General features: G+C 35.7%; 20 protein-coding genes, 2 tRNA genes and 1 pseudogene. 6 read left to right on the top strand and 17 right to left on the bottom strand.

Going from position 1 to position 24,625, the window contains the following annotated elements; translation table 11 throughout:
• The 4 genes and pseudogenes from ACIQ0D_RS00410 to ACIQ0D_RS00395 form a co-directional block, all read right to left on the bottom strand.
• Nucleotides 1–149, bottom strand: a pseudogene (locus ACIQ0D_RS00410) (succinate dehydrogenase/fumarate reductase iron-sulfur subunit); the annotation flags it as partial.
• A 137-nt stretch (nucleotides 150–286) separates the two neighbouring features.
• Nucleotides 287–2,221, bottom strand: coding sequence for a fumarate reductase/succinate dehydrogenase flavoprotein subunit (locus tag ACIQ0D_RS00405; protein WP_395802008.1), 1,935 nt, complete (start codon nucleotides 2,219–2,221; stop codon nucleotides 287–289).
• Between the two features lie 45 nt (nucleotides 2,222–2,266).
• Entirely contained in the window at nucleotides 2,267–3,049 is a 783-nt protein-coding gene (locus tag ACIQ0D_RS00400; protein WP_395802006.1) for a succinate dehydrogenase cytochrome b subunit, read from the bottom strand.
• Between the two features lie 250 nt (nucleotides 3,050–3,299).
• On the bottom strand, nucleotides 3,300–4,805 hold the full coding sequence (locus ACIQ0D_RS00395) for a Do family serine endopeptidase (protein ID WP_395802004.1): 1,506 nt from the start codon (nucleotides 4,803–4,805) through the stop codon (nucleotides 3,300–3,302).
• Nucleotides 4,806–5,037: 232 nt separating this feature from the next.
• Here ACIQ0D_RS00395 and dapF point away from each other — a divergent pair, with 232 nt between their 5' ends.
• On the top strand, nucleotides 5,038–5,826 hold the full coding sequence (gene dapF, locus ACIQ0D_RS00390) for a diaminopimelate epimerase (RefSeq protein ID WP_395802003.1): 789 nt from the start codon (nucleotides 5,038–5,040) through the stop codon (nucleotides 5,824–5,826).
• Between the two features lie 200 nt (nucleotides 5,827–6,026).
• Nucleotides 6,027–8,927 carry a DEAD/DEAH box helicase gene (locus tag ACIQ0D_RS00385; protein ID WP_395802001.1) on the top strand — a complete coding sequence of 967 codons (2,901 nt, stop codon included), beginning with the start codon at nucleotides 6,027–6,029 and terminating at the stop codon, nucleotides 8,925–8,927.
• Here ACIQ0D_RS00385 and ACIQ0D_RS00380 read toward each other — a convergent pair whose 3' ends face one another.
• The 11 genes from ACIQ0D_RS00380 to ACIQ0D_RS00330 all read right to left on the bottom strand — a co-directional run bounded on the left by ACIQ0D_RS00380 (nucleotide 8,928) and on the right by ACIQ0D_RS00330 (nucleotide 17,956).
• Nucleotides 8,928–9,539 (bottom strand): trimeric intracellular cation channel family protein, encoded by a 612-nt coding sequence (locus ACIQ0D_RS00380; RefSeq protein ID WP_395801999.1) that lies wholly within the window; start codon nucleotides 9,537–9,539, stop codon nucleotides 8,928–8,930.
• A 21-nt stretch (nucleotides 9,540–9,560) separates the two neighbouring features.
• Nucleotides 9,561–10,226: a leucyl/phenylalanyl-tRNA--protein transferase gene (gene aat / locus ACIQ0D_RS00375; RefSeq protein WP_395801997.1), complete on the bottom strand. Its 666-nt coding sequence runs from the start codon at nucleotides 10,224–10,226 to the stop codon at nucleotides 9,561–9,563.
• A gap of 63 nt (nucleotides 10,227–10,289) precedes the next feature.
• Nucleotides 10,290–10,955 (bottom strand): TonB family protein, encoded by a 666-nt coding sequence (locus tag ACIQ0D_RS00370; RefSeq protein WP_395801995.1) that lies wholly within the window; start codon nucleotides 10,953–10,955, stop codon nucleotides 10,290–10,292.
• 72 nt (nucleotides 10,956–11,027) lie between these two features.
• Nucleotides 11,028–11,663: a hemolysin III family protein gene (locus ACIQ0D_RS00365; protein ID WP_395801993.1), complete on the bottom strand. Its 636-nt coding sequence runs from the start codon at nucleotides 11,661–11,663 to the stop codon at nucleotides 11,028–11,030.
• Entirely contained in the window at nucleotides 11,663–12,046 is a 384-nt protein-coding gene (gene rbfA, locus ACIQ0D_RS00360; RefSeq protein ID WP_395801991.1) for a 30S ribosome-binding factor RbfA, read from the bottom strand. The genes ACIQ0D_RS00365 and rbfA overlap by 1 nt, the downstream gene beginning before the upstream one ends.
• A 41-nt stretch (nucleotides 12,047–12,087) precedes the next feature.
• Nucleotides 12,088–13,275 (bottom strand): GTPase HflX, encoded by a 1,188-nt coding sequence (hflX, locus tag ACIQ0D_RS00355; RefSeq protein ID WP_395801990.1) that lies wholly within the window; start codon nucleotides 13,273–13,275, stop codon nucleotides 12,088–12,090.
• Between the two features lie 89 nt (nucleotides 13,276–13,364).
• Nucleotides 13,365–14,171, bottom strand: coding sequence for an indole-3-glycerol phosphate synthase TrpC (gene trpC, locus ACIQ0D_RS00350; protein WP_395801988.1), 807 nt, complete (start codon nucleotides 14,169–14,171; stop codon nucleotides 13,365–13,367).
• 18 nt (nucleotides 14,172–14,189) lie between these two features.
• Nucleotides 14,190–14,753 carry an anthranilate synthase component II gene (locus ACIQ0D_RS00345; RefSeq protein WP_395801986.1) on the bottom strand — a complete coding sequence of 188 codons (564 nt, stop codon included), beginning with the start codon at nucleotides 14,751–14,753 and terminating at the stop codon, nucleotides 14,190–14,192.
• Nucleotides 14,754–14,795: 42 nt separating this feature from the next.
• Nucleotides 14,796–16,205, bottom strand: a complete 1,410-nt coding sequence (locus ACIQ0D_RS00340; RefSeq protein ID WP_395801984.1) for an anthranilate synthase component I family protein — start codon at nucleotides 16,203–16,205, stop codon at nucleotides 14,796–14,798.
• Nucleotides 16,206–16,440: 235 nt separating this feature from the next.
• Complete coding sequence (locus ACIQ0D_RS00335) at nucleotides 16,441–16,881, bottom strand: cytochrome B (RefSeq protein WP_395801982.1); 441 nt, start codon at nucleotides 16,879–16,881, stop codon at nucleotides 16,441–16,443.
• A gap of 61 nt (nucleotides 16,882–16,942) precedes the next feature.
• Complete coding sequence (locus tag ACIQ0D_RS00330) at nucleotides 16,943–17,956, bottom strand: YncE family protein (protein WP_395801980.1); 1,014 nt, start codon at nucleotides 17,954–17,956, stop codon at nucleotides 16,943–16,945.
• A gap of 190 nt (nucleotides 17,957–18,146) precedes the next feature.
• Between ACIQ0D_RS00330 and ACIQ0D_RS00325 the strand changes: the two genes are divergently transcribed.
• Together ACIQ0D_RS00325 and ACIQ0D_RS00320 are read left to right on the top strand one after the other, a co-directional pair.
• Nucleotides 18,147–21,155 carry an amidohydrolase family protein gene (locus ACIQ0D_RS00325; RefSeq protein WP_395801978.1) on the top strand — a complete coding sequence of 1,003 codons (3,009 nt, stop codon included), beginning with the start codon at nucleotides 18,147–18,149 and terminating at the stop codon, nucleotides 21,153–21,155.
• 20 nt (nucleotides 21,156–21,175) lie between these two features.
• Nucleotides 21,176–22,480, top strand: a complete 1,305-nt coding sequence (locus ACIQ0D_RS00320; protein WP_395801976.1) for an amidohydrolase family protein — start codon at nucleotides 21,176–21,178, stop codon at nucleotides 22,478–22,480.
• Nucleotides 22,481–22,576: 96 nt separating this feature from the next.
• Here ACIQ0D_RS00320 and ACIQ0D_RS00315 read toward each other — a convergent pair.
• Nucleotides 22,577–22,689 (bottom strand) — tRNA-OTHER (locus tag ACIQ0D_RS00315).
• Nucleotides 22,690–23,071: 382 nt separating this feature from the next.
• On the opposite strand from ACIQ0D_RS00315, the gene ACIQ0D_RS00310 reads away from it, so the two are divergent.
• A complete protein-coding gene (locus ACIQ0D_RS00310) occupies nucleotides 23,072–23,719 on the top strand; it encodes a hypothetical protein (protein ID WP_395801974.1) in 648 nt (215 codons plus the stop codon).
• A gap of 164 nt (nucleotides 23,720–23,883) precedes the next feature.
• Here ACIQ0D_RS00310 and ACIQ0D_RS00305 read toward each other — a convergent pair.
• Nucleotides 23,884–23,995 (bottom strand) — tRNA-OTHER (locus tag ACIQ0D_RS00305).
• A gap of 142 nt (nucleotides 23,996–24,137) precedes the next feature.
• Between ACIQ0D_RS00305 and ACIQ0D_RS00300 the strand changes: the two genes are divergently transcribed.
• Nucleotides 24,138–24,608 carry an Lrp/AsnC ligand binding domain-containing protein gene (locus ACIQ0D_RS00300; RefSeq protein WP_395801972.1) on the top strand — a complete coding sequence of 157 codons (471 nt, stop codon included), beginning with the start codon at nucleotides 24,138–24,140 and terminating at the stop codon, nucleotides 24,606–24,608.
• Nucleotides 24,609–24,625 lie beyond the last annotated feature (17 nt).

Here is a 24,625-nt window from a genome sequence, read left to right as displayed (position 1 = left end):
TTAATAAGCCCTTCGTTTACAACATCAAGCATTTCCAGAAATGACATATCCGGAGAAACATGGTCAGCCTGATATGAAACTAATTCACCTTTTGCTTCAGCGTTTTTTTGACGCCAAACCTTTAATGTCAAATTCATATTATTGCTCATTTTTATTGAGATATTAGATGTGAGATTTGAGACTTGAGATATGAGACTTGAGATTTGAGACTTGGATATGAGAAATAAATCTATAATCTCACATCTCATATCTATAATCTCACATCTATAATCTCACATCTCATATCTTATTTATAACTTCTTTGTGTTAATTTAACATTTTCAAAAACTAATTCTTCTTTGTGAAGGCCTTCTGGTTGATTTTCACCCTTGAATTCCCAAGCAGCGGTATAAGCATAGTTTTCATCATCACGTAATGCCTCACCTTCAGGAGTTTGGCTTTCTAAACGGAAGTGACCACCACAAGATTCATTTCTATCTAGTGCGTCATCAATCATCAGTTCACCAAGTTCAAGGAAATCAGCAACACGGCCCGCATTTTCAAGATTCTGATTGAATTCTTCATTCACACCTGTAACAATTGCATTCTTCCAAAAGTCTGCTTTCAGCTCCTGAATTAATCCCTTTGCCTTTTTTAAGCCTTCTTCAGTTCTTGCCATTCCGCAATATTCCCACATGATATGGCCTAATTCGCGGTGGTATTCACTTACTGTTTTATTACCTTTCAAACTTAAAAGTTTGTTGATTCTCTCAACAACCACTTTTTTAGTCTCTTCAAATGCTGGGTGACTTGTATCTACAGGCTTTGGGGCAACAGTAGCTAGATAATCTCCAACTGTATAAGGAATTACAAAATAACCATCTGCTAGTCCCTGCATCAATGCAGAAGCTCCTAAACGATTAGCTCCGTGATCAGAGAAATTAGCTTCACCAAGAGCATAAAGTCCTTTTACCGTAGTTTGCAAGTTATAATCAACCCATAAACCACCCATCGTGTAATGTACTGCTGGGTAAATACGCATAGGTTGTTTGTATGGATTTTCGTCTGTGATTTGTTGGTACATATCAAAGAGGTTACCATATTTGGCACGTACGGCGTCTTCACCTAGGCGGGCGATTGACTCTGCAAAATCAAGGTAAACAGCGATACCAGAAGTACCTACACCACGACCTTCATCAACGATTTCTTTTGCATTACGTGAAGCCACATCACGAGGCACAAGGTTACCGAATGCTGGATATTTTCTTTCCAAGAAATAATCGCGATCGTCTTCCTTAAGATCAGTCACTTTTATTTCACCCTTACGCAGTTTTTCTGCTAATTCTTTGGTTTTAGGAGCCCATACACGTCCGTCATTTCTCAATGATTCTGACATCAATGTCAGTTTTGATTGATGATCGCCTGTTACTGGGATACAAGTAGGATGTATCTGAGTGAAACATGGATTAGCGAAATAAGCACCACGCTTATGCGCCTTCCAAGCTGCAGTAACATTACATCCCATTGCATTGGTAGAAAGGTAAAACACGTTACCATAACCACCGGTACATAAAAGTACGGCATGTGCTGCATGAGTTTCAATCGCACCGCTAATTAAATCGCGGGTTACAATACCCTTTGCTTCACCATCAACAGTAACCACATCCATCATTTCATGACGCGTGTACATGGTAACTTTACCAAGGTTAATTTGGCGATTTAAGGCAGAATAAGCACCTAAAAGTAATTGCTGTCCTGTTTGTCCACGTGCATAAAAGGTACGGGATACTTGCGAACCACCAAATGAGCGGTTATCCAATAAACCACCATATTCACGAGCAAATGGAACACCCTGAGCAACACATTGGTCGATAATATTTACCGAAACTTCAGCTAAGCGGTAAACGTTAGCCTCACGTGCGCGGTAATCTCCACCCTTAATTGTATCATAAAATAAACGGTAAACACTATCACCATCATTTTGATAGTTCTTAGCACCATTTATACCACCCTGAGCAGCAATGGAATGTGCTCGTCTGGGGCTATCTTGAAAGCAGAAAGCTTTTACATTATAACCTAATTCTGCCAGAGAAGCTGCTGCAGAAGCTCCAGCCAAACCTGTACCCACTACAATAACCGTGTATTTACGCTTATTTGCAGGGTTAACCAGCTTAAGGTTAAATTTGTGTTTGGACCATTTCTCGGCTAAAGGGCCTTGTGGAATTTTAGCATCTAATTTCATCTCAGAAATTTATTTAAAACCCGAATTACCGGGTATTGTGTAATCTTATTTAAAGAAAAAGTAAATAGGCATTGCGGCAAAAGCCAATGGAATCAACACTCCAAAAACCCAAACACCTAAAAAGCGAATAATTGGGACTAATTTACTGTTATCCCAACCAATGGTTTGAAATGCGCTTTTGAAACCATGTATCAAGTGAAAGGATAAAGCAGCCATAGCAACTACATACAAAAGTACGTACCACCAAGTTTGGAAAGCTTTTTCTACCACTTTGTATAAATCTTTTGATACCACAATTCGTTTCCTAGCCTGAACATCCACAACTTCTGAATGAACTAATAGTTTATCGCTATAGGCTACTTCAGAAACATTAATAATTGATGGATCATCAAGACTAATTTCATATTGGGCATAAGGAAGTTCCGCATTATGATATTTCCACCAGAAATCACCCATGTGAACCACGATGAAAACTAGTAAAATAGTTCCAAGAATACCCATATTTCTGGATGTCCACGGACTATTCTTATCACCTGCTTGCACGGCGTATGCCACTGGTCTTGCTTTTTTATTCCCCGCAGTTAGCAATAAAGCATAAACAGCATGAATAATTATTGAAGCATACAACAAATAGGAAACGATCTTTATCGGACCGAAATTCGTCATGAAATAGGCGTAGGCGTTAAATGCCTGCCCATCATCATCCTTAAACAACTGTAAATTTCCTACTAAATGTACCACAAGAAATGTACATAGGAAAATGCCCGTAAGGGCCATTACGAGTTTTTTTCCTAAAGAAGATGAGAACGTTTTTGTGAAATTGCTCATTACCTTTTATTATTTTATTATTCAGGAAGCAAATTTATCATTATATGAGAAAAATCGTGCAGTTAAATAGATTGCTTATCAAGAATTTATCAATTTAGAAACATTCTAATTTAGATAGAGGATATCAAACTTATAAAATTCGCAAGTTTTATAGTCTATTATTCAATTCAACTCCAGATTTTAAAGGACTTTAAAACAAAAAATGCCTCTCTTGGTTATTAGAGAGGCATTTATAAATCCGAATTTTGGTTTATTTAACTTGGAATTGATATCTGATTTGCATGCCTTCGGGACTTATTGCATTGATAGTAGCCATATTGTTTCTACCTGAAGAAATTGCAGTTTCAATATCTTCAACTTTAGCAATTTGACGACCATTTATAGAAGTTATAACAGTTCCTTGCGCAACGTCTAATTGGTCGAAGAATCCACCAGGTTTAACACTACTTACAACAACACCTGCATTAATTTTATATTTCTTTTTAAGAACATCACTTATTGGTGCAAAGTTAGCTCCGAGATTTTTAACAGCAGCTCCATTTGAACTATTATCAGCTATTTTAACAGATTCCTCACCTTTTAAAGTCACAGTAGTGACTAAAGGCTTACCATCTCTTAGATAGGTTAATTGAACTTTATCACCAGGGCCAAGTCGACCGATGCGTTCTTGTAAATCAGATGGAGAAAGTATCTGAACACCATCCACTTTGGTGATAATATCTCCCTCTTTTAATCCTCCTTTATCAGCACCACCTCCTGGAATAACTTCATTTACATAGAGTCCGTTGATTTCAGAAACACCTAATCTCTTAGACTGCTCGGCATCTAAACCTGTGAAATTAATTCCGATATAACCTCTACGAACGGATCCAAATTCCTTGAAATCATTCAATACTTTTTTAGCTAAATTAATTGGAATTGCAAAGCCATATCCTTCATAACTTCCACTTTGAGAAGCAATTGCTGCATTTACACCTATTAACTCACCTTTCGTATTTACCAAAGCCCCACCACTATTTCCGCGATTAATTGCCGCATCAGTTTGAATAAATGATTCAATTGCAGTTCTTGCCTGTGGTTCTCCATTAAAGCCTCTGTTATTGCCTTGATCCAAAATACCAATTTGCCTACCCTTTGCACTAACAATTCCAGCAGTAACGGTAGTATTTAGAGCAAAAGGATATCCAACTGCCAATACCCACTCACCAACACGAACATTATCAGAATTGCCTAATTTTACTATTGGGAAGCCAGATCCTTCAATTTTTATTAATGCAAGATCAGTATTCGCATCCCTACCAATGATTTTAGCTTCAAAAGAACGTTTATCAGGAAGAATCACATCTATTTTATCTGCATCATCAACAACGTGATTATTGGTTACAATATATCCATCATCAGATATAATTACACCAGAACCCGAACCTTGTGCAGGTCCTTGAGGACGTCTTCTTCCTCCAAAAAAATCTTCAAAAAGATCCTGCATTTGATCACGGCCAGAATAGCCCTGAGAAGAATTACTATAGGTAGTTTTAATGTGCACCACGGCAGGCGTTACTGTAGCGGCAGCCTGAGTAAAATCGAGTTCTCCTGTAGAGGAATTGATTGACGGCGAGGGATTATTAGTAAAATAAACCTTTTGCTTATCCTCAAAAGAGCCTCCATCCTGAAATTTAGTCTCAATCAATTTATACGACCCGATAGCAACTGCCCCACCAAGGCAGGCTGTTAAAAAAGTTACACCAATCTTGTTCATATATTCAATTTTTCTTTTGTAAATGATTTTATAAGCTATTTCAAAATTAATACCAATAAACGCAATACCAATAATTTCAATATCCTTTTTGTGTTAAAAAATGTTAAATGTATTTTATAAATACCCATCAATATCAATCTGAATTAAAACTAATTGAAATTTAATACCGAAATTTAAAAAATGTTTAGGCTAATATGAAAAATTGAGTTTAAGCAAGATTTATTTCCATGATATGAAATTGAATTTTTTAAAATACGAAGGCGCTGGCAATGATTTTATCCTAATAGATAATAGAAATCAGGTGTTTTCATCAATAAATAATACTGAAACTATAAGAAACTTATGCGACCGCCATTTTGGGATAGGTGCTGATGGATTAATGATTTTAGAGCTAAAAAATGATTTTGATTTTGAAATGCGCTATTTCAATGCAGATGGTAGAGAGGGAAGCATGTGTGGTAATGGTGGAAGATGTATTGTTGCGTTTGCCAAGCATTTAAATCTGATTCAAACAGAAACTAACTTTTTGGCAGTTGATGGTCCGCATTATGCCACAATTTCAGAAAATGGCAATTGGGTAAGTCTGCAGATGATTGACGTTGAAGAGATTAATAGCGACGGAGATGCATTTGTGCTCAATACAGGCTCTCCTCATTATGTAATTCAAGTAGAAGATCTTGCTTCAAAAGACGTGTATAAGGACGGTAAAAAAATCCGATACAACGAAACTTATTCAAAAAATGGGATTAATGTAAATTTTGTGGAAGATTTTGGTGATCATTACTTCGTAAGAACCTATGAAAGAGGAGTTGAAAATGAAACATTTGCTTGCGGTACAGGAGTTACAGCTGTAAGCATGGCAATGGCTAAAAAAAAGGGATTAACTGGTACAATCAAAAATTCAATAAAAGTTCCAGGCGGCAATCTTTCTGTACGATTTAATTATGACGGAAACCTATTCAATAATGTATTTCTTGAAGGTCCCGCAACTTTCGTATTTGAAGGTTCCATTGAAATTTAGGAATTTTTATAAATAGCCTGCCTTCATTTCAAATTCAATAAAAAGACTCCACGAAGACTGTTTTTATTGTTAATTTGTTAAGATTATTGCCCTTTCAATCAAAATATACTATTTTTTGAAATTCGTCTTTAAACAGGAAAATTCTCGCTATTTTTAGAGTTTTTTATTGGTGAGCTTACCAATAATTTTTCTAAATACCTATGTTAAGAGTTAATAGCGAAAAGCCTTGTAAAATTGTATATTCTATCTGCAAACATGATTATTTAGGTTTTCTAATCGAACCTCATGTTGTACAATTAAACTCAGATGAAGGTTTCTCGCTCACCTACCAGCGACTATTTTGTACCACCGCCCAGGAGTTTTCATCTATTTTAGATGAAGAGGATTTTAAGTTGATTAAGCTACTTGAAGAAATTGAACAAGGCCATATAATTAAACGATTTTATAAAAAAGCAATTCGTCCGGTAGAGTATTTCAGAACCATTTTTGATGATAAAACATATGAAGTTATAAGACCAAAGATTGAAAAGAAAATTATTGAAGCTTTAAGACTTATCGGAGATAAAGACCTTTATCTAATGAGTAAAGAAGGTTGGCCAGTAGAAAGAAAGCTTAGCATAGCATCTGAACCTTCATCGGTTTTATTTCATTTCAGACGAAATATTACAGAAACACGCTATTTTCCAACCATCAAATTTCAGGGACAGCGCATCGAATTCATGTTCAAGGAAGCTCAAATTATTTGTAACCAGCCTGCCTGGTTATTATTAGAGGATGTTCTATACTATTTCGAAGAAGATGTAGAAGGGAAAAAACTACAACCCTTTTTAAATAAGCGTTTTATTTCCATTCCGCAATCATCAGAAAAAACTTATTTCGAGAAATTTGTTGCTCCACTTATTGAAAAACATGCGGTTTATGCCGAAGGTTTTGAAATACGCACCGAAAAATTTGAAGCAATACCCGTATTAAAATTGCTCCATTCAGATAGTGAAGGAAGCCAGCTTCAATTATATTTTAAATATGGTAATTATATTTTCCCTTCTGGAAGCGACAGGAAGGTTACCGTCAGAATGGAAAAACAGGGCAACGATTATATATTTCATAGAATAAAGCGCTCTTTAAGCTGGGAAAAAGATAAAATAAACACTTTACGTGGGCTTGGCTTGAGTTCAGAAGGCACTATTTTTTCGCATGTATATAAACCAAGCCAACAGGAGCTTGATTCGGAAGATTCGCCATTTAGCGTAATTAATTGGTTGAATGAACATCATGATGAGCTAGAATCGCTAGGATTTTCTTTTGAACAAACTGAGGGTAGTAAACAATATGTGATTGGTCGCAGTAAAATAGATCTTGAAATCAGAGAGAATAATGATTGGTTTGATATCCATGCCGTAGTTTATTTCGGCCCTTATCAAATTCCATTTATTGATTTAAAAAATCACATTCTTAATAAGATACGTGAGTTTAAACTTCCTTCAGGAGAAATTGCTATTATTCCGGAGCAATGGTTTGCCCAATACAGCAACCTACTTCAATTCTCAGAAGGCAATAAAGAGCTGAAGCTTAAGAAGCACCATATTGGGATAGTGAATGATTTCAGTAACAGCGAACTTGCAACTGTTACGATGGACAGAAAGCTTCAAAGGCTAGCTGACTTTGAAGAAATTGAAGACATGGAAATTCCGAAAGAATTTTCAGGAATTCTTAGACCCTATCAAAAAGCAGGATATAATTGGTTTCATTTTCTTAGGAAATATAATTTTGGGGGATGTTTAGCCGATGACATGGGATTGGGGAAAACCGTGCAAACCTTGGCCTTACTTCAAAAAATCAAAGAGGAAAATCATGAATCTGGATTGCATACTACATCACTTCTGATTATGCCTACCTCCCTAGTTTACAATTGGTTAAACGAAGCCAAAAAATTTGCACCTAAACTTAAAATTCATGCACATACCGGTACTTTTCGAAATAAGGAGATTGAAAAATTCAGCAATTATGATGTAATAATCACAACTTATGGCATAAGTAGGGTTGATATTGAGCTTTTAAAGACATTTTTTTACGAATACATCATTCTTGATGAAAGTCAGAACATCAAAAATCCTGCATCAAAATCATTTAAAGCTGTAAAAACACTTAAATCGCAGTACAAATTAATTCTGAGCGGTACTCCAGTTGAAAATACGGTAAATGACCTTTGGACACAGATGTCATTCATCAATCCAGGTTTATTAGGTAGCCAGTCATTGTTTTATTCTGAGTTTGTAATCCCAATTGAAAAGAAAAAAGATGAAGAGAAGGCAAACAAGCTTCAGGCCTTAATAAAACCATTTGTTTTAAGAAGAACAAAAACTCAGGTAGCCACAGAATTACCACCTAAGACCGAAAATTTATTCTATTGCCAAATGAGTGAGGAGCAAAAAGAATATTATGAAGAAATCAAATCTGAATATCGGAATGAATTGCTCTTAAATCTGGAAGATGGTGCATTCAAAAAATCTCAGATTCAGGTTTTACAGGGATTAACAAAATTGAGGCAAATTGCCAATCATCCGCTAATGATTAATGAGGATTATGAAGGTGATTCAGGGAAATTTGAAAATGTAATTCATACTCTTGAGAATGTACTTTCAAGAGGCCATAAAGTGCTTGTTTTCTCGCAATTTGTTAAGCATCTCGATATTTATAGAAAATACTTTGACGCCGAAAATACACCTTATGCCTATCTAGATGGATCAACCACACAACGTGGTGATGTTGTAAAAGAGTTTCAAACAAATTCTGAAATTAAACTCTTCCTAATTTCTATTAAAGCGGGCGGGGTTGGGTTAAACCTTACCGAGGCGGATTATGTATTTATCCTAGACCCATGGTGGAACCCTGCCGTTGAGCAACAGGCTATTGACCGGACTCACCGAATTGGACAAACAAAGAATGTTTTCATTTACAAGTTTATTACCAAAGACTCGGTGGAGGAAAAGATTTTGGCCCTGCAAAACAGAAAGCGTAAAGTAGCCGAATCATTAATTACTACGGAAGAAAGCTTCGTTAAATCTTTGAGTGCTAAAGACATCGAAGATATTTTAAGCTAATTACTTAGAATTAACCTTTGGAAGTGCCAGCTTATATTTAACGGCTATAGTCCGAATTAATATAATTATAAGAACACTTACTAAGGAATTGATATTATCATCTACATCAAACAATTTCAAAAGTACAAATACTGCAGCCCCCGATAAACAAGCGGTGGCATAAATTTCTTTTCTAAAAATTAGTGGTATTTCATTAATTAATGTATCCCTAATTACTCCTCCCATAACCGCAGAAAACATTCCCATAATGATTGCTGCCGAAGGAGAAACACCAAATTCGAGCGATTTTTGTACTCCTACAACAGTGTAAAGTGCAATTCCGAGAGTATCAAAAAAGAAAAAGGTACGTCTATATTTAAGGATATAATATTTAAAGACTATGGCAAGCAAAACTCCAATGGTTATCGCCAAAAGATAATTACCATCTGCAACCCAAACTGGCCGGATTCCGAGAATCATATCTCGAAGTGTTCCTCCTCCAACAGCAGTAACAAAACCCGTAAAAGTAACCCCGAAAATATCCTTGTAAACATTTTTATCGGAAGCCGCTAATGCCCCAGATGTAGCAAAAACCAAAGTGCCTAATAAGTCGATATAATAGGGTAATTGCATCGTAAATTTGGAAATATGAGTTTAATTTAGTATATTATTGTTGGTGTTCTTGTCATTTTTAATAAGATAGTCACGAAATTGATTCATGTTAATAAACTCAGCCCCTAGACTCTCCAAATGACCAGAATGTACCTGGCAGTCAATTAATTTATAATTTCTATTTTGACATAAACTAATTAACGCAGCTTTAGAAGCATTACTAACCTTAGAAAACATACTTTCTCCACAAAAAACAGAATTTATCTCGATACCGTACAAGCCACCAACCAATTGCTTATTCTCCCAAACTTCAACCGAATGGGCAAAACCTAATTCAAATAGCTCAATATATGCATTTTGCATATCATTTGTTATCCAAGTTCCTAATTGATCTTCCCGTGAAATGCTTGCACAAGCCCTAATAACCTCTGGAAAAGCCGCATCAAAAGTTATCTCAAATTTACCCAACTCTAAAAGCTTTCTCATACTTTTTGAAATCTTCAACTTTTCGGGAAATAGTACAAAGCGTTCATGAGGGGCATACCATAAAATTGGAGTATCATCAGAAAACCAAGGAAAAATGCCGTTTTTATAGGCTAGAATAAGCCTCTCAGGCGAAAGATCTCCACCCACAGCGAGTAGACCATCTTCATCAGCCAGCTCAGTATCAGGAAACCAAATAGTATCTTCCGATAATTGAAAAATCATGAATGTTTAAAATTTATGATTCGGAAAGGTCATTATAATAGGATTGCAAAATAAGGGCAATGATTAATTACAATATTGTTCAATAAATTTAGCTGATTTATCACTACCTAAGCGTCTGATAGTTATAAAATCCTCACATGCACCTTGCCTATCTTCTTGCTTAAGCTTTTGTTGAGCCTGCCTTAGTAAACTTTGAATAAACTTATCATCAAACCCTAATTGCATTTTTATAGCTTCAATTCGAGCTTCTTCAGCAGGATTAGCAATTCCCTTGAATTTTTGATCATAATAATTAAAAACTACCTTACTGAGTCCTTCACGTGCTTGATAGGCATTGATTGCGGCATTTATTTCATCTTTTGTGCGTTCTTCACATTTATAGTTTTTAAGGGAAAAGTTCACTGGTAAAATCATTGAAACAGTTGAATCATGATTGGCTGGCATAATCCACCTTCCGGTAGTTAAACGTACTACGCGTAAGGCCTCCGCATCAAGGTCTAATCCGTATCCCCTAACAACCTCCGAATGAAAAATTTTTCCTTGCTGATTCAGCTTAAAGCTAACCTGGATAGTTCCTTGAAGGCAATTATCCTTTGAGTATTCTGGATAAATCAAGCGACTATAAATGAAAGTCGTTAAAGACCTTTGACCTCCTTTAAAAACAGGTTGATCATCCACAAAAAGTGAAGAAAATTGTAAGACTATGGAAACTATTAGATTTAGGATCATACTCTAATTTACAAAAAAAATAGTAGAAAGACTTTTTGGATACCGATTTTACACAAAAGAGATAGATTGCTTCTAGACAAAAAGGTATAGATAATTGTAAACATAATGCGATAATGCACCAGCCACAACAAATAGGTGCCAAATTTCATGACTATGAAAGGTTTTACCCATAGGTTTATCTTTGTAGTAAAAGAAGGTCCCAACAATATAAAAAACACCTCCTAATATCATCCAAGCGATGGCTGCCAGAGGCAACTTTTCGGCCATTTCTTCCATAAGGGGTACAATCAATGCACCCATAGAAATATAAATAGCAAGTGAAAGTCCGGTATGCTTTAAACGATTAAAGATTTTCAATAAACAACCTGCCAAAGCGATAGTCCAAATCATCCCAAACAAGGTCCAGCGAATCCAACCATCAAAAACCAATAGCGCAGTAGGTGTATAGGATCCCGCAATCATCAAATAAATACAACAATGATCAAATTTCTGCCAAAAGCGGATTTCCTTTTCCGTATTTGGATAGCTATGATAAGTTGAACTTATCCCAAATAAAACGAAGGTACAAATGCCATAAACCCATGCAGCAGTGTATTCAACTTGAATATCTGAACGACTAAGCAATAAGAAAGTTCCTGGAACAGCAAAAATTGCAGGAAATAAATGGGTATAAAAATTTACAGGCTCTCTGATAATCCGCTTTGCCATTAATCCTCGCTTTCTGAATCTTCTGCTTGACGTGGTTCCTTGCTAATTTGATCAAAGATTTTATCCATATGCTCTACATAGGCGCTTGTATCGTCTAGGAAAAACTCAAGATGTGGTACAATTCTAACCTGGTCTTTTATACGATTACCTAATTTATACCTGATTTCATTTGCATGAGATTTGATAGTATTTATAGCAAGCGCATTATCGGAACTATTAAAAAAACTAAGGTAAACACGAGCTATTGCAAGATCTGGTGATACCCTTACCTTAGTAATGGTCACCATTATGTTAGGGAGAAAATTCATCCCTTCTCGCTGAAATATTTCAGCAAGGTCCTTTTGAATAACTCCTGCAAACTTTTGTTGACGTTTTGATTCCATAAAATGGTGGATAGAGGGTCTAATTTACAAATTTAATATTCTTAGTATAGCAACTTATCGTAAGGATAGCGTTTTGTATGAATAGCTTTCACTTTTTCATACAATGTAGACCTAAACTCTTCCAAATTCTCTTTGTTAAGAGCCGAAATGAAAATTGCAGGATTTCTATCCTTACTCATCCAACTATTTTTAAAATCAGCTAAAGTCATTGGTGGAAGCTCGTCTTGAGGGTCATATTCTGCTGGCTGATAAGCATCAATCTTATTAAAAACAGTGATAATCTCTTTATCAATGGCTCCCATTTCTTTCAGGGTTTCATTAACTGTATTTATCTGATCTTCAAAATTAGGATGAGAAATATCTACCACATGAATTAAAACATCGGCTTCACGCACTTCATCTAAGGTAGATTTAAAACATTCAATCAGATGGTGAGGTAATTTCCTAATAAAACCAACGGTGTCTGACAATAAAAAAGGTAAGTTTTCTATCACAACCTTTCTCACGGTGGTATCTAATGTCGCAAAAAGCTTATTTTCTGCGAAAACCTCAGATTTAGAAATCATATTCATGATAGTCGATTTCCCAACATTGGTATAGCCAACTAAAGATACGCGTACCAGCTGACTCCTATTTTTCCGCTGCGTTTCATTTTGTTTATCTATTTCTTTTAATCGCTCTTTGAGCAAAGAAATTTTATTAAGAATTAAACGACGGTCGGTTTCAATCTGACTTTCACCGGGACCACGCATGCCAATACCCCCCTTTTGACGCTCAAGGTGAGTCCATAATCGAGTTAATCTAGGTAAAAGATATTGTAGCTGAGCAAGTTCTACCTGCGTTTTAGCCTGTGAAGTTTGAGCTCTTCGCGCAAAAATATCTAAGATTAGATTACTTCGGTCAAGAATTTTTACGCGAAGTTCATTTTCTATATTTCTTAATTGGGAAGGAGAAAGTTCATCATCAAAAATAACCATGTCAATCTCTTCTGATTTTACATAGGCGTCAATCTCTTCTAACTTACCCGTTCCAACAAAAGTTGCCCGATCAGGGCGTTGCATACGCTGTGTAAAGACTTTTTGAGTATCTCCTCCAGCTGTTTCGACTAAAAACTTTAATTCATCAAGATACTCACGAGTCTGCTCTTCTGTCTCACCGGGTTTAATTATCCCAACAAGAACCGCTCGCTCCGGCTTTACTGTGGTATCATAAAATTTTAGTCTAGGCATCTATTTAGATTAACAATTACAAAGATAATTTTTGAAACGGTCATTTTGAACTTTTCTCATTAGATTAAATGTTTAAAATTATGCCAAAATTAAATTTGAGACACAAAATCCTGCATGGCTTGAGCGGGATTATCTTCTTTCATGAAATTCTCGCCAATCAAAAACCCATTGAAACCAACAGTTTTAAGTCCCGAAATTTTCTTAGGATCACTAATCCCACTTTCAGAGATTTTCAGAAAATTAGATGGGATATGTTCCACTAAATCGTATGAATGTTGAATGGAAACACTAAACGTGCCCAAATTACGATTGTTTACACCTACCGCATCAAGGTCATCACAAAGGCTACGAGTTAGCTCGTCTAAATTATGGACTTCCAGTAATACGCTCATTCCTAACGATTTAGCTAATTTTGCTAGATTTTGAATTTCTTCGGGACTTAAAATTGATGCGATAAGAAGTATGATGTCTGCACCTAGAGATTTAGCTTCAAGAATTTGAAACTCATCAAGCATAAAATCTTTTCTTAAAATAGGAATCTGATTCACCATACGTGCGGCAATCAAATCACGATTGTGACCTCCAAAAAAGTGCTCATCTGTTAAAACAGAAAGTGCCGATGCGCCTGCCGCAGCATAACCCTGGGTTACTTCTTCAACACTTAGCTGATCATTAATAATTCCTTTTGAGGGCGATTGACGTTTAAACTCGGCGATAATTCCAGTAAGTTCCGGATTTAAAATGGAATCACGCAACGAAAAACAAGGCCTAGCGAAAAATGGAGCCTGCTCAAGATCGGAAATGGATGTTTTTAGCTTAGAAATAACAATTTCTTCTCTCTTTTTGATTACTATTTTATCAAGGATATTTCCTTGAGCACTTGGTGAAGAATTCATATCTTTTTTCTTTGAAAATTAGCTTAACCAGTTAGAAATCATTGCTTTACCATGTTCAGTAAGGACAGATTCAGGATGAAACTGAACACCCCTCACATCTAAGTTTTGATGTCTCAAGGCCATAATTACACCCCCCGAATCAGTAGCAGTTACCTTAATTGTTTCAGGTACTTTATCATTTTTAACTGCCCATGAATGGTAACGTCCTACATTAAATTGACTTGGGCAATTCAAGAAAAGCCTTTCCTGGTCATCTAGGACAGTAATTTCTGTCGCCCTGCCATGCACCGGGCGAGCCAGATTATATAATTCGCCACCAAAAACTTCAGCTATAGCTTGCATTCCTAAACATATGCCGAGAATGCTTTTTGTTTCTGAATAGTTGCGGATCACGTCAAGCAATAATCCCGATTCGGATGGAATACCAGGGCCGGGAGATAATAAAATCTTATCGAAGGCATTCACATCGCTCAATTCAAATTTATCATTTCTCCAAACTGTTGCTTCATGCCCAGTTTCATTCAGCAGGTGCACCAAATTAAAAGTAAATGAGTCGTAATTATCGATTACTAATATGTTCATCTATTATTCTATTTATAAGATTTAATGATTAATTATAGGTTTTTAAAGATCCCCAGCCATTTCAAGAGCTTTTCTTAATGCCATAATTTTATTATTCACCTCATTCAACTCGCTTTGCGGATCAGAATCTGTTACGATACCTGCACCAGCTTGATAATGAAGTACGTTATTCTGACTCATAAAAGAGCGGATCATAATGGCATGATTGAAATTACCATCAAAACCCATATAACCTATAGCTCCACTATAAAAACCACGTTTTTGCTTCTCATACTTATCAATTAACTGCATGGCCATGTATTTTGGCGCTCCACTTAGGGTACCAGCAGGATAAGTATCACCAACCACATCTAGTGGATCAACCGAAGCTTGTAGCTGTCCAGTTACCTTAGAAACCATGTGTATTAAATGCGAATAATATTGGATTTCTTTAAATGAGCGCACTTCAACTTGATCACAATGGCGACTCAAATCATTTCTAGCAAGATCTACCAACATCACATGCTCTGCATTTTCCTTCTCATCTTTTTTCAAATTTTCTGCTAACTCCTTATCTAATAGGTCATTACCAGTCCTTTTGAAGGTTCCAGCAATTGGATAAATAGTAGCTTCATTATTCTTAATGGTTAGTTGCGCTTCTGGCGAAGAACCAAAAAGTTTAAAATCGCCATAATCGAAGTAGAATAAATAAGGGGATGGATTTATAGAGCGTAAAGCACGGTAAACATTAAATTCATCTCCCAAAAATGGGGTTGAGAAAGCACGTGAAGGAACAATTTGAAATACATCGCCCCTATAAACATGTTTTTTCATGTTTTCAACCAGCTCAATAAACTGCTCGTCGGTAAAATTAGACTTTTCTTCCCCATTTAAACTGAATTTATACTCAGGAAAATTTTTATTTTGAATGAGATACTGAATCTTATTAAGTCCATCAGGGGCATTTTCCTCTGTGCGATGCTCCAAAAGGTATAATTCATTTTTAAAATGGTCAATTACAATGATATAACGATACACATGGTATTGCATAAGTGGAATATCTCTTCCTTCGGCAGGTGCAGCATGGAATTTGATATCTTCAAAATGCTCCACCGTTTCATAGGCAAAATATCCAAATAGACCGTTAGAGATAAACTTAAAATCATCATCTGAGGTTGACTCAAACTGCTTTCTAAAGTCAGAAACATGCTGTTTGAGATTTAGATCGCTCAAAGGATAGTGCTCCTTTCGCCCATCAGGGAAGTAAGTATCCAATTGGCTACCATTGAGCACAATTCCTGCAATAGGATCACAGCACACATAACTGAGACTATTTTCCCGGCTATGGTAATCAGAACTTTCCAGCAAAACACTGTTTGGAAAAACATCTCTTAAGCGCAAGTAAATACTAACGGGAGTAGTAGTATCTGCGAGCAATTTCTTGTGAGAAGTGTATAATTTATAGTTCATCATCATATTATTTTTAATTGGACAAGCATTTTTGAGAATACCGACCATAAAAAAAACCCGACGATTTTGGCGCCGGGTTGTATATTGTTTAGATTGTACCTAATTGTGCTCTCATTACAAAATACCTGTCAGCTGCGCCAAATTTAATGGGCGCCACCAATTAGTTGTATTTTGTTTCATTTTCATCGTTTACAAAAATATAAAGAAAATTGAGATTGCAAATTTTAAAAGCTTTTTACTAATTTCCTAAGATAGGACGGCCGCTTTGATAAATTGCTACCAAAATAACCAAAACTGCTAAACCATAGTATAAAGCGATTGCTCTATGTTTGTTTACCGCATCTTTAGCCTTTTTAGAGCGTGAGTGACCAATTGTAATTAAAACAATTGAAAATAACATCATTACAGAGTGCTCAACAGTCCAGTAACGGGTAGTAGCATTGCTCATCGCTTCAGCCATGTTGGAGTAGTTAACCATTGGACTGAAAAAATACAATATCAAACCCACAAGGAACTGAGTATGGGTAGAAATCATGGCAAATAAGTTAACCTTGCGATTCATTTCTGAATAAGGTTTTTTACCAAATAAGCCAACAAGCGCTAAAAATAAGGCTACCGCTAATAATAATAGTACGATATATCGTAATCCTGAATGAAGTCCAAATAAAGTTGAATACATAATTTTATATTTTAAATCAAAGTAAAGAAAAAAGTATCATAAAAAACAATGCTAAATTTCGCTATCGAGCATCCAAGTAAATTGCTTCGGGACTACTTGATAATGAGTAAGATGCGAATGGTTTAGCATTTCCACTATCAGCAAATTTAAAAGTTAGAATTTTACGCCCAGCCTTTTCGGCTACATAAATTAGGTCTTTTGTAGTTCTATCATCCCAAGCAATATCTACTGGATTTCCCAAATTAGTGTTAAGACCTTTGATTGTAGCAGCCGGTGTGACTAATTTGCCGTTCGCTGTAAACTCTGTTGTTGCATTTTTAATGATATGAATGGCGCCATCAGTATCAAAACCGCTTGCGCTAGCTTCGCCAATATCTGTTAAAAGTAAAATATCACGGTCTGCAGAATAAGAGATTCCATGTAGGCGTATGGCGCCATTTATGGTAATTTTTTTGGTCGGACTAATATTCCCTACTGCAAGTTCGGATACATTTTCAAAAAGTTGAACCTCTTTTCTATCAAGATCAACAGCAACAAAAAGTCGGTTGTTATCTAAGTGAATACCCCAGGGTTGGCCATTAAGTTTTAACTTTTTAAATGCATTTATAGTTCCTGTTAAGGTGCTAGCCTTGGTATAAACATAAATGGCACTATCAATATTACTAGAAACGTACAATACATCACGTGAACGATCATAAGCCATTTCCCTAGCACTAAGGAGTCCTTCATCTACAAAAGAGTTTCCATTTGCCAAACTTCCATCTGTATTAACCCTAAATGTTCTTATGTTCTTATTTCTTCTACTTACCTGCATAACTGTGCCCGAGTATGGATTAAAAAGAATCCCATTTCCATCGGGTAGTTTAGAGTCAAATTTATAAGGATTAGGTAAAACAGTTTGATCTGCGGGATCAAAAATCATTGTATTCACCACTGCAGCATCAGTATCTGCATTTGAAACATACAATCTTGAGACTGTACTTTGCGGCATCGGTTGATTATCGTCTTTGGTACAAGCAGACAATATCAACAATGCTAGCAGATAAAAAAACTGGAGGTCGATTCTATTTTTCATCAAAATGCAATTGATACTAATTCACGTTAGCTTTCAAAGTTAAGAGTTGAAACGGATAAATAGGCTTCAATTTTTTATAGATACGATAAAATAGATTAAGTGTTAACCAAATGTAACAGGAATGTTATATTTTAAGAGTATTGACTAACTGAATATCAGTTACATTCGAGTTTCAAAAACCAAAACTATAATGAGATATTTTCTTCTTTTATTTTTCATGCTCGCACAAGTATGCGATGCTGCGGCTCAGGAAACTTATCCTGTAAATGGCTCTTATGATAAGCGGCCAGGTTTGTATGCTTTTATAAATGCAACAATTGTGGTTAATGCAGATCAAACCATCAGCAATGGCATTTTATTAGTTAAAAATCAAAAAATTGAGGCTGTAGGCCAAGGTTTAAGCATTCCGAAAGGTTACATTCAGGTTGATTTAAAGGGAAAATACATTTACCCTTCCTTTATTGACGCCTTTACTAGCTACGGAATAAATTCTGCTTCGAGGCAATCAGCTGGATTTGGTCGTACACAAGTATTTACATCAACTAAACCTGGTGCATATGCATGGAATGAGGCAATCAGACCAGAAATTGCAGTAAAATCAATTTTTGCAATTGATGCGAAAAAGGCTGAAGATTATAAAAAAGCTGGTTTTGGTGCAGTTCAATCCATTAATCGTGATGGCATTGCTCGTGGTTCTTCGGTAGTTTCTACATTGAATAATACCGATGAAAGCACTGTTATTTTAAAAGATCAGGCTGCGGCACATTATTCATTTAATAAAGGTAGTTCTAGTAATAGTTATCCATCTTCTCTTATGGGTTCAATCTCATTATTACGCCAAACCTATCTGGATGCGACTTGGTACAAAAATCAAAAAGATGAGTATAATATTTCATTAGACGAGTTCAATAAAACTCAGAGTTTAACACAAATTTTTGAGGTAAATGATGTTTTAAGCGTGCTCAGAGCAGATAAGATTGGTGATGAATTTGGAAAACAATTTGTGTTTAAATCGGATGGTAAAGAATACCAACGCCTAAAAGAAGCAAAAGCAACAGGTGGGAGCTTTATTATTCCATTAACATTTCCAAAGGCATTTGACATTGAGGATCCTGCGGACGCAAGAAATATCAGCTTTACACAGCTAAAAGATTGGGAATTAGCGCCGACTAACCCATCAGCACTTGAAAAAGCAGGAATCAAATTTGCAATCACCAGTTTCGGTTTGGAGTCGTCAGCAAAAGATTTCTGGGCTAACCTACGTACAGCGATTGACCATGGTTTATCTGAAAGTCAGGCTTTAAAATCTCTAACAGTTATTCCAGCAGAAATATTAGGAGTGTCTGAGCAATTAGGTACTTTAAGCAAGGGTAAACTTGCAAACTTCATCATCACATCTGATAATATCTTTAAGAAAGACAATATTATTTATGAGAATTGGGTACAGGGAAGTCGCTTTAACATTGCTAAAATGGATATTTCCGACCTAAGAGGCACATACACCGTCAATTTAGATGGAAATCCCTTAGAGATAAAAATTGGCGGAACTACAAGTTCATACGATCTAAATGTTGAACGTAAAGGCGCTGATAGCATTAAGGTTAAAGGCAATATCAATCGTACGGGCGATCTTTTAAGTATGAATTTCAACTTGAAGAAAAATCATGAGGGTACAATCCGTTTAAACGCTTACATCAGCTCAACTTCACCCCTGAGCTTTCAAGGAGATGCGATTTTAGCAGATGGAACTAGTAAAAAATGGAGCGCTTCATTCAAAGAAGCATACAAAGAGCAAGCAAAAAAAGAAAGTCCGAAGCCTATAATTAGCACCGGACCTATAGTTTATCCATTAATGGCCTTTGGTTATACAGAAGCGCCAAAAGCAGAGCTTGTTTTATTCAAAAATGCTACAGTTTGGACCAATGAAAAAGAGGGGAAACTAAGCAATACAGATGTTTTAATTGAGGGTGGAAAGATAAAATCAATCGGGAAAAATCTATCTGCAGGTAGTGCAAAAGTGATTGATGCCACTGGTAAGCATATAACTCCAGGAATTATAGATGAGCACTCACATATTGCCGGTAGCGGCGGAATAAATGAGGGAGCACAATCAGTAAGCTCTGAAGTTCGCATTGGCGATATCATCACCTCAGAAGATATAAATATTTACCGTCAGTTGGCTGGAGGAGTTACTACTTCACAAATTCTCCATGGTTCTGCAAATGCAATTGGTGGACAATCGCAATTAATAAAATTGAGATGGGGTAAGAGTCCTGAAGAGCTTAAGTTTGAAGGTAGCGATGGCTTCATCAAATTTGCTTTGGGCGAGAATGTGAAACAGAGTAATTTCCAAATCCCAGGAGGAAATTTACGTTTCCCACAATCAAGAATGGGCGTTGAGCAGGTATTTATTGATGCCTTTACGCGAGCTAAAGAGTACAAAGCAGCAAGAGCTGTTAAAGGCAATAATGTAAGACCAGACCTAGAATTGGATGCATTAGTGGAAATTCTTGACAATAAACGCTTTATAACTTGTCACTCATATGTTCAATCTGAAATTAATATGCTTATGCATGTTGCAGACTCAATGGGCTTCAAAATCAACACCTTCACACATATTTTAGAGGGTTATAAAGTAGCTGATGGAATGCAGAAACGTGGAATTGCAGCTTCTACATTTAGTGATTGGTGGGCTTATAAAAATGAAGTTGCAGAGGCTATTCCATATAATGGCAAGCTGATGCATCAAGTAGGTGTATTAACTGGCTTTAATTCGGATGATGCAGAAATGGCTAGAAGATTAAATCAGGAAGCGGCAAAGGCCATTACTTATGGTGCAATGAATGAAGAAGATGCCTTAAAATTAGTTACATTAAATCCGGCGAAAATGCTCCACATAGACAATCGTGTAGGTAGTGTAAAAGTTGGTAAAGATGCTGATTTAGTGCTTTGGTCTGATAATCCACTCTCTATTTACGCAAGGGCAGAAAAAACTTTTGTAGATGGTATTTCCTATTGGGACATCGATCAAGATGCACAAAAGCTAAAGGCATTAAAGGCAGAGCAAGGCAGAATTATTCAAAAAATGATAGATGCTAAGAGCGGTGGAGCTACAACTGTACGCCCTGTAATGCAGCGTCAGAGCCTTTATGAGTGTGAAACATTAGAAAACCTCGACCTTTCAGCACAAAATCAATAATTAAGAAAATGGAGATCAACATGAAAAAATATATAGGATTTGCGGGTTTAATGCTTTGTGCAGGATTCGCATTCGGACAAGCAACAATTATGCCCTCAAAGCCACAAGCAACGGCAGTGGCGATTGTTGGAGCAAGTATTCATACGGGAGCGGGACAAGTGATTGAGAATGGATATATCAGCTTTGAAAATGGAAAAATTACTGGAGTTGGAAAAGCAGATGGGATGAATTTTAATTCGAGTAAAACCACCATAATCAATGCAAAGGGTAAGCATGTTTATCCGGGTTTTATTGCAACAAATACAAGCCTAGGATTAATTGAAGTTGAGATGGGTGCAAAAGGTACAGATGATCAAGAAGATGTGGGGCTAATAAATCCACATATCCGTTCCATCATTGCCTACAATACCGATTCAAAAGTTATTCCCACATTACGTTCGAACGGAATTTTGATGGCTGAACCAACACCAGCAGGAGGATTAGTCTCAGGACAATCATCTGTTGTTGTTCTTGATGGCTGGAACTGGGAAGACGCCGCTTATAAAAAAGACATCGGTATCCACATGAATTGGCCTGTACTTAGAGGGCGCGGTGGTTTCGGACAAGGCGCTACATCTCCAGCAACAGATCCGAAGGAGGCACAGCAAAAGCAAATTAGCGACATAGAGAACTATTTTATCGAAGCAAGAGCATATTCAGAATTGGCTAAACCGGCTGAATTTAATTCACGCTTTGATGCAATGAAAGGACTCTTTAATGGGAGCAAAAAGTTATTTGTGCATGTAAATGGTTCAAAGGACATCATCATGGCGGTACAATTAGCGAAAAAATTCGGTATGAGTCCTGTAATTGTTGGTGGTACAGAATCCTATTTAGTTACAGATTTTCTTCGCAATCAGCAAGTACCTGTTGTTATAATAGAAACACAAACTCTTCCAGATAGAACCGAAGATGATGTTTATTTGCCTTATAAACTACCGAAACTACTTCAAGATGGAGGAGTTTTATACGCCCTAACTGGTACTGGCTACTGGCGCCAGCGTAATTTACCATTCGAAGCAGGAACGGCAGTTGCTTATGGTTTAACAAAAGAGCAAGCCTTGTCTATGATTAGTCTAAACCCAGCTAAAATTTTAGGGATAGATAAAACAAGTGGAAGTTTAGAAAAAGGGAAAGATGCGACACTATTCATTTCAGATGGTGATGCACTTGATATGTTAGGGAATAAAGTTGAGGCGGCATTTATTTTGGGGCGTACCATAAATTTAGATAACCTACACAAGCAATTGTACAAAAGATATTCCGAAAAATATGAACTAAAATAGTTCATCAAAAACAGAAAATCCATAAAATAAATAAGCTCCTGATTGGCAGGAGCTTATTTAAAACAAACCAATTATAAACCTATTGAATGTGGTTTGCTGTAGGGGAAGGATTCGAACCTTCACGAAGCAGTTATTTCCCTATTACGGTATTTCCCAAATCTTCGCCACCGAGACGAGGAGGTGTGTCTGCCAAATTTCACCACCCTACAGTGTGTAAGCAATATTATTTTCTGATTGCTTAATACAAATGTAAGTAAAAGACTTATTTATTACAAATATTTTAATCAATGATTTTTATTTTTATAAGTATTTTAATATTTTAATGATTTTGTTATTATTTTGATAATTTGAATAAAAAATTAAATCGAAAATTTAGAAATTGATAATTTGATTAATACATTTTGATATAATAAAGGAGATTTTTTATATTAACTGATTAAGAATAATAAATTGGTGCTTATTACGTTAAAAATAAATTTATAAACTGGGTGTCTAGATATTTGGATATCTCTCAGCAAATGAATTATTTTTTAAAAAATAACTAGTAGATTTATTTGTTCAACAATCAGAATCATTTTTAAAAATTAAAGCATGAAAAAATTAAGTATTATTTTCTTACTAACATTGCTAATTAGTTTCAGCGCGAGTGCTCAGGTATATCTTCAAGATATAGATGGAAAAACTATCATGGAAAAAAATGAGTCAAACATTGTTGGATCCCCATTTTTTAATACTGCTTTTATTGAAGGAAAAGTTACGTTAACAAACGGAAAAAAATATGAAAACATTCCCTTGAAATATAATTCTTTAAATGATGAGTTATACTTCAAAAACCCTAAAGACAGTTCTTTGCTAAGTTTTGTAGTCCCAGTGAAAGAGTTTGAACTATCTGGCACAACATATATTAGTGGCTTGCCTGATATAGATAAATTTACCAGCAAAAGTTTTTATGGTTTATTAGCTGATGGGAAAATAAAGCTCTTATATAAAAACTACAAAACAATTTTTGAAATCAAACCATATAACTCAGCCACTACTGAGAAGAGATATGAGAATAACGTATCCTACTATCTTTTAAAAGATGGGAAAATGAGTCGTTTTAAGCCTAGCAAAAAAGATTTTTTAATTCTTTTTCAGGATAAAAGTTCAGAAATCGATGCTTTTTTAAAGAAAGAGAAAATTGATTTTAAAAATAATATAGATTTGGCGAAGGTATTTGATTATTATAATAAATTATAATAATCAAATTAAAGAATTACTACTAAATCCTAGAACAACTGAATCAATCAAAAGTGAGTATAAACTGATTTAGTTAAATTCCAAATCCCACCAAAATAAATAAGCTCCTGATGGGCAGGAGCTTATCTAAACTAACCAATTATAAACCTATTGAATAAGGTTTGCTGTAGGGGAAGGATTCGAACCTTCACGAAGCAGTTTTTTCTCTGTTAAGATATTTCCCAAATCTTCGCCACCGAGACGAGGAGGTGTGTCTGCCAATTTCACCACCCTACAGTGTGTAAACAATCTTTTTTGATAATTGCTTAATCAAATGTAAACGAATAGGCTATTTATTGCAAATATTTAAACAAACTATTTTAATTTTTACGTAAACAATAATTATATTGCACAATTATTAATAATTCATTAATTTAAAATGGAAAATCGCAACCAAAATTTCGAACTTGACAATCTAGATACACAGATTTTATCTATACTCATGGAAGATGCTACTATTCCATACACAGAAATTGCTAAAAAACTGATTGTATCTGGAGGAACTATACATGTCAGGATGAAAAAAATGCAGGATATGGGCATTATTAAGGGTTCTCACTTAATTATTGATCCTCAACGTATTGGATATGACATTTGTGCTTTCTTGGGAATTTATCTGGAAAAAGGTTCTCAGTATAAAGATGCAGTAGAAAGTCTTAAAAAAATAAAGGAAGTAGTTGAACTTCACTATACCACAGGTTCATATAGCATGTTTGCCAAAATCATTTGTAGAGATACTAATCATTTAAGGCAAGTACTAAATGAAGACATTCAAGGGGTAAAGGGTATTCAGCGGACAGAAACCTTGATCTCGCTTGAGGAAAGCATTAAAAGACAGATTACGCTTTAATTATTCATAAAAAAGCA

The organism is Daejeonella sp., assembly GCF_044342615.1.
In the GTDB taxonomy this organism is placed as follows: Bacteria; Bacteroidota; Bacteroidia; order Sphingobacteriales; family Sphingobacteriaceae; genus Daejeonella.
Note: the sequence above shows the minus strand (reverse complement) of the source record. Positions and strands in the feature narration are given on the sequence as shown.

Bases quoted from the DNA above. Each gene is read 5' to 3' on its own strand.
- ACIQ0D_RS00330 (WP_395801980.1), bottom strand. From the start codon at position 17,956: ATGAAAAATAGAATCGACCTCCAGTTTTTTTATCTGCTAGCATTGTTG.
- ACIQ0D_RS00385 (WP_395802001.1), top strand. From the start codon at position 6,027: ATGTTAAGAGTTAATAGCGAAAAGCCTTGTAAAATTGTATATTCTATC.
- ACIQ0D_RS00400 (WP_395802006.1), bottom strand. From the start codon at position 3,049: ATGAGCAATTTCACAAAAACGTTCTCATCTTCTTTAGGAAAAAAACTC.
- ACIQ0D_RS00370 (WP_395801995.1), bottom strand. From the start codon at position 10,955: ATGATCCTAAATCTAATAGTTTCCATAGTCTTACAATTTTCTTCACTT.
- ACIQ0D_RS00380 (WP_395801999.1), bottom strand. From the start codon at position 9,539: ATGCAATTACCCTATTATATCGACTTATTAGGCACTTTGGTTTTTGCT.
- ACIQ0D_RS00405 (WP_395802008.1), bottom strand. From the start codon at position 2,221: ATGAAATTAGATGCTAAAATTCCACAAGGCCCTTTAGCCGAGAAATGG.
- ACIQ0D_RS00395 (WP_395802004.1), bottom strand. From the start codon at position 4,805: ATGAACAAGATTGGTGTAACTTTTTTAACAGCCTGCCTTGGTGGGGCA.
- ACIQ0D_RS00365 (WP_395801993.1), bottom strand. From the start codon at position 11,663: ATGGCAAAGCGGATTATCAGAGAGCCTGTAAATTTTTATACCCATTTA.
- ACIQ0D_RS00320 (WP_395801976.1), top strand. From the start codon at position 21,176: ATGAAAAAATATATAGGATTTGCGGGTTTAATGCTTTGTGCAGGATTC.
- ACIQ0D_RS00340 (WP_395801984.1), bottom strand. From the start codon at position 16,205: ATGATGAACTATAAATTATACACTTCTCACAAGAAATTGCTCGCAGAT.
- ACIQ0D_RS00345 (WP_395801986.1), bottom strand. From the start codon at position 14,753: ATGAACATATTAGTAATCGATAATTACGACTCATTTACTTTTAATTTG.
- rbfA (WP_395801991.1), bottom strand. From the start codon at position 12,046: ATGGAATCAAAACGTCAACAAAAGTTTGCAGGAGTTATTCAAAAGGAC.
- ACIQ0D_RS00325 (WP_395801978.1), top strand. From the start codon at position 18,147: ATGAGATATTTTCTTCTTTTATTTTTCATGCTCGCACAAGTATGCGAT.
- ACIQ0D_RS00335 (WP_395801982.1), bottom strand. From the start codon at position 16,881: ATGTATTCAACTTTATTTGGACTTCATTCAGGATTACGATATATCGTA.
- hflX (WP_395801990.1), bottom strand. From the start codon at position 13,275: ATGCCTAGACTAAAATTTTATGATACCACAGTAAAGCCGGAGCGAGCG.
- aat (WP_395801997.1), bottom strand. From the start codon at position 10,226: ATGATTTTTCAATTATCGGAAGATACTATTTGGTTTCCTGATACTGAG.
- ACIQ0D_RS00300 (WP_395801972.1), top strand. From the start codon at position 24,138: ATGGAAAATCGCAACCAAAATTTCGAACTTGACAATCTAGATACACAG.
- ACIQ0D_RS00310 (WP_395801974.1), top strand. From the start codon at position 23,072: ATGAAAAAATTAAGTATTATTTTCTTACTAACATTGCTAATTAGTTTC.
- trpC (WP_395801988.1), bottom strand. From the start codon at position 14,171: ATGAATTCTTCACCAAGTGCTCAAGGAAATATCCTTGATAAAATAGTA.
- dapF (WP_395802003.1), top strand. From the start codon at position 5,038: ATGAAATTGAATTTTTTAAAATACGAAGGCGCTGGCAATGATTTTATC.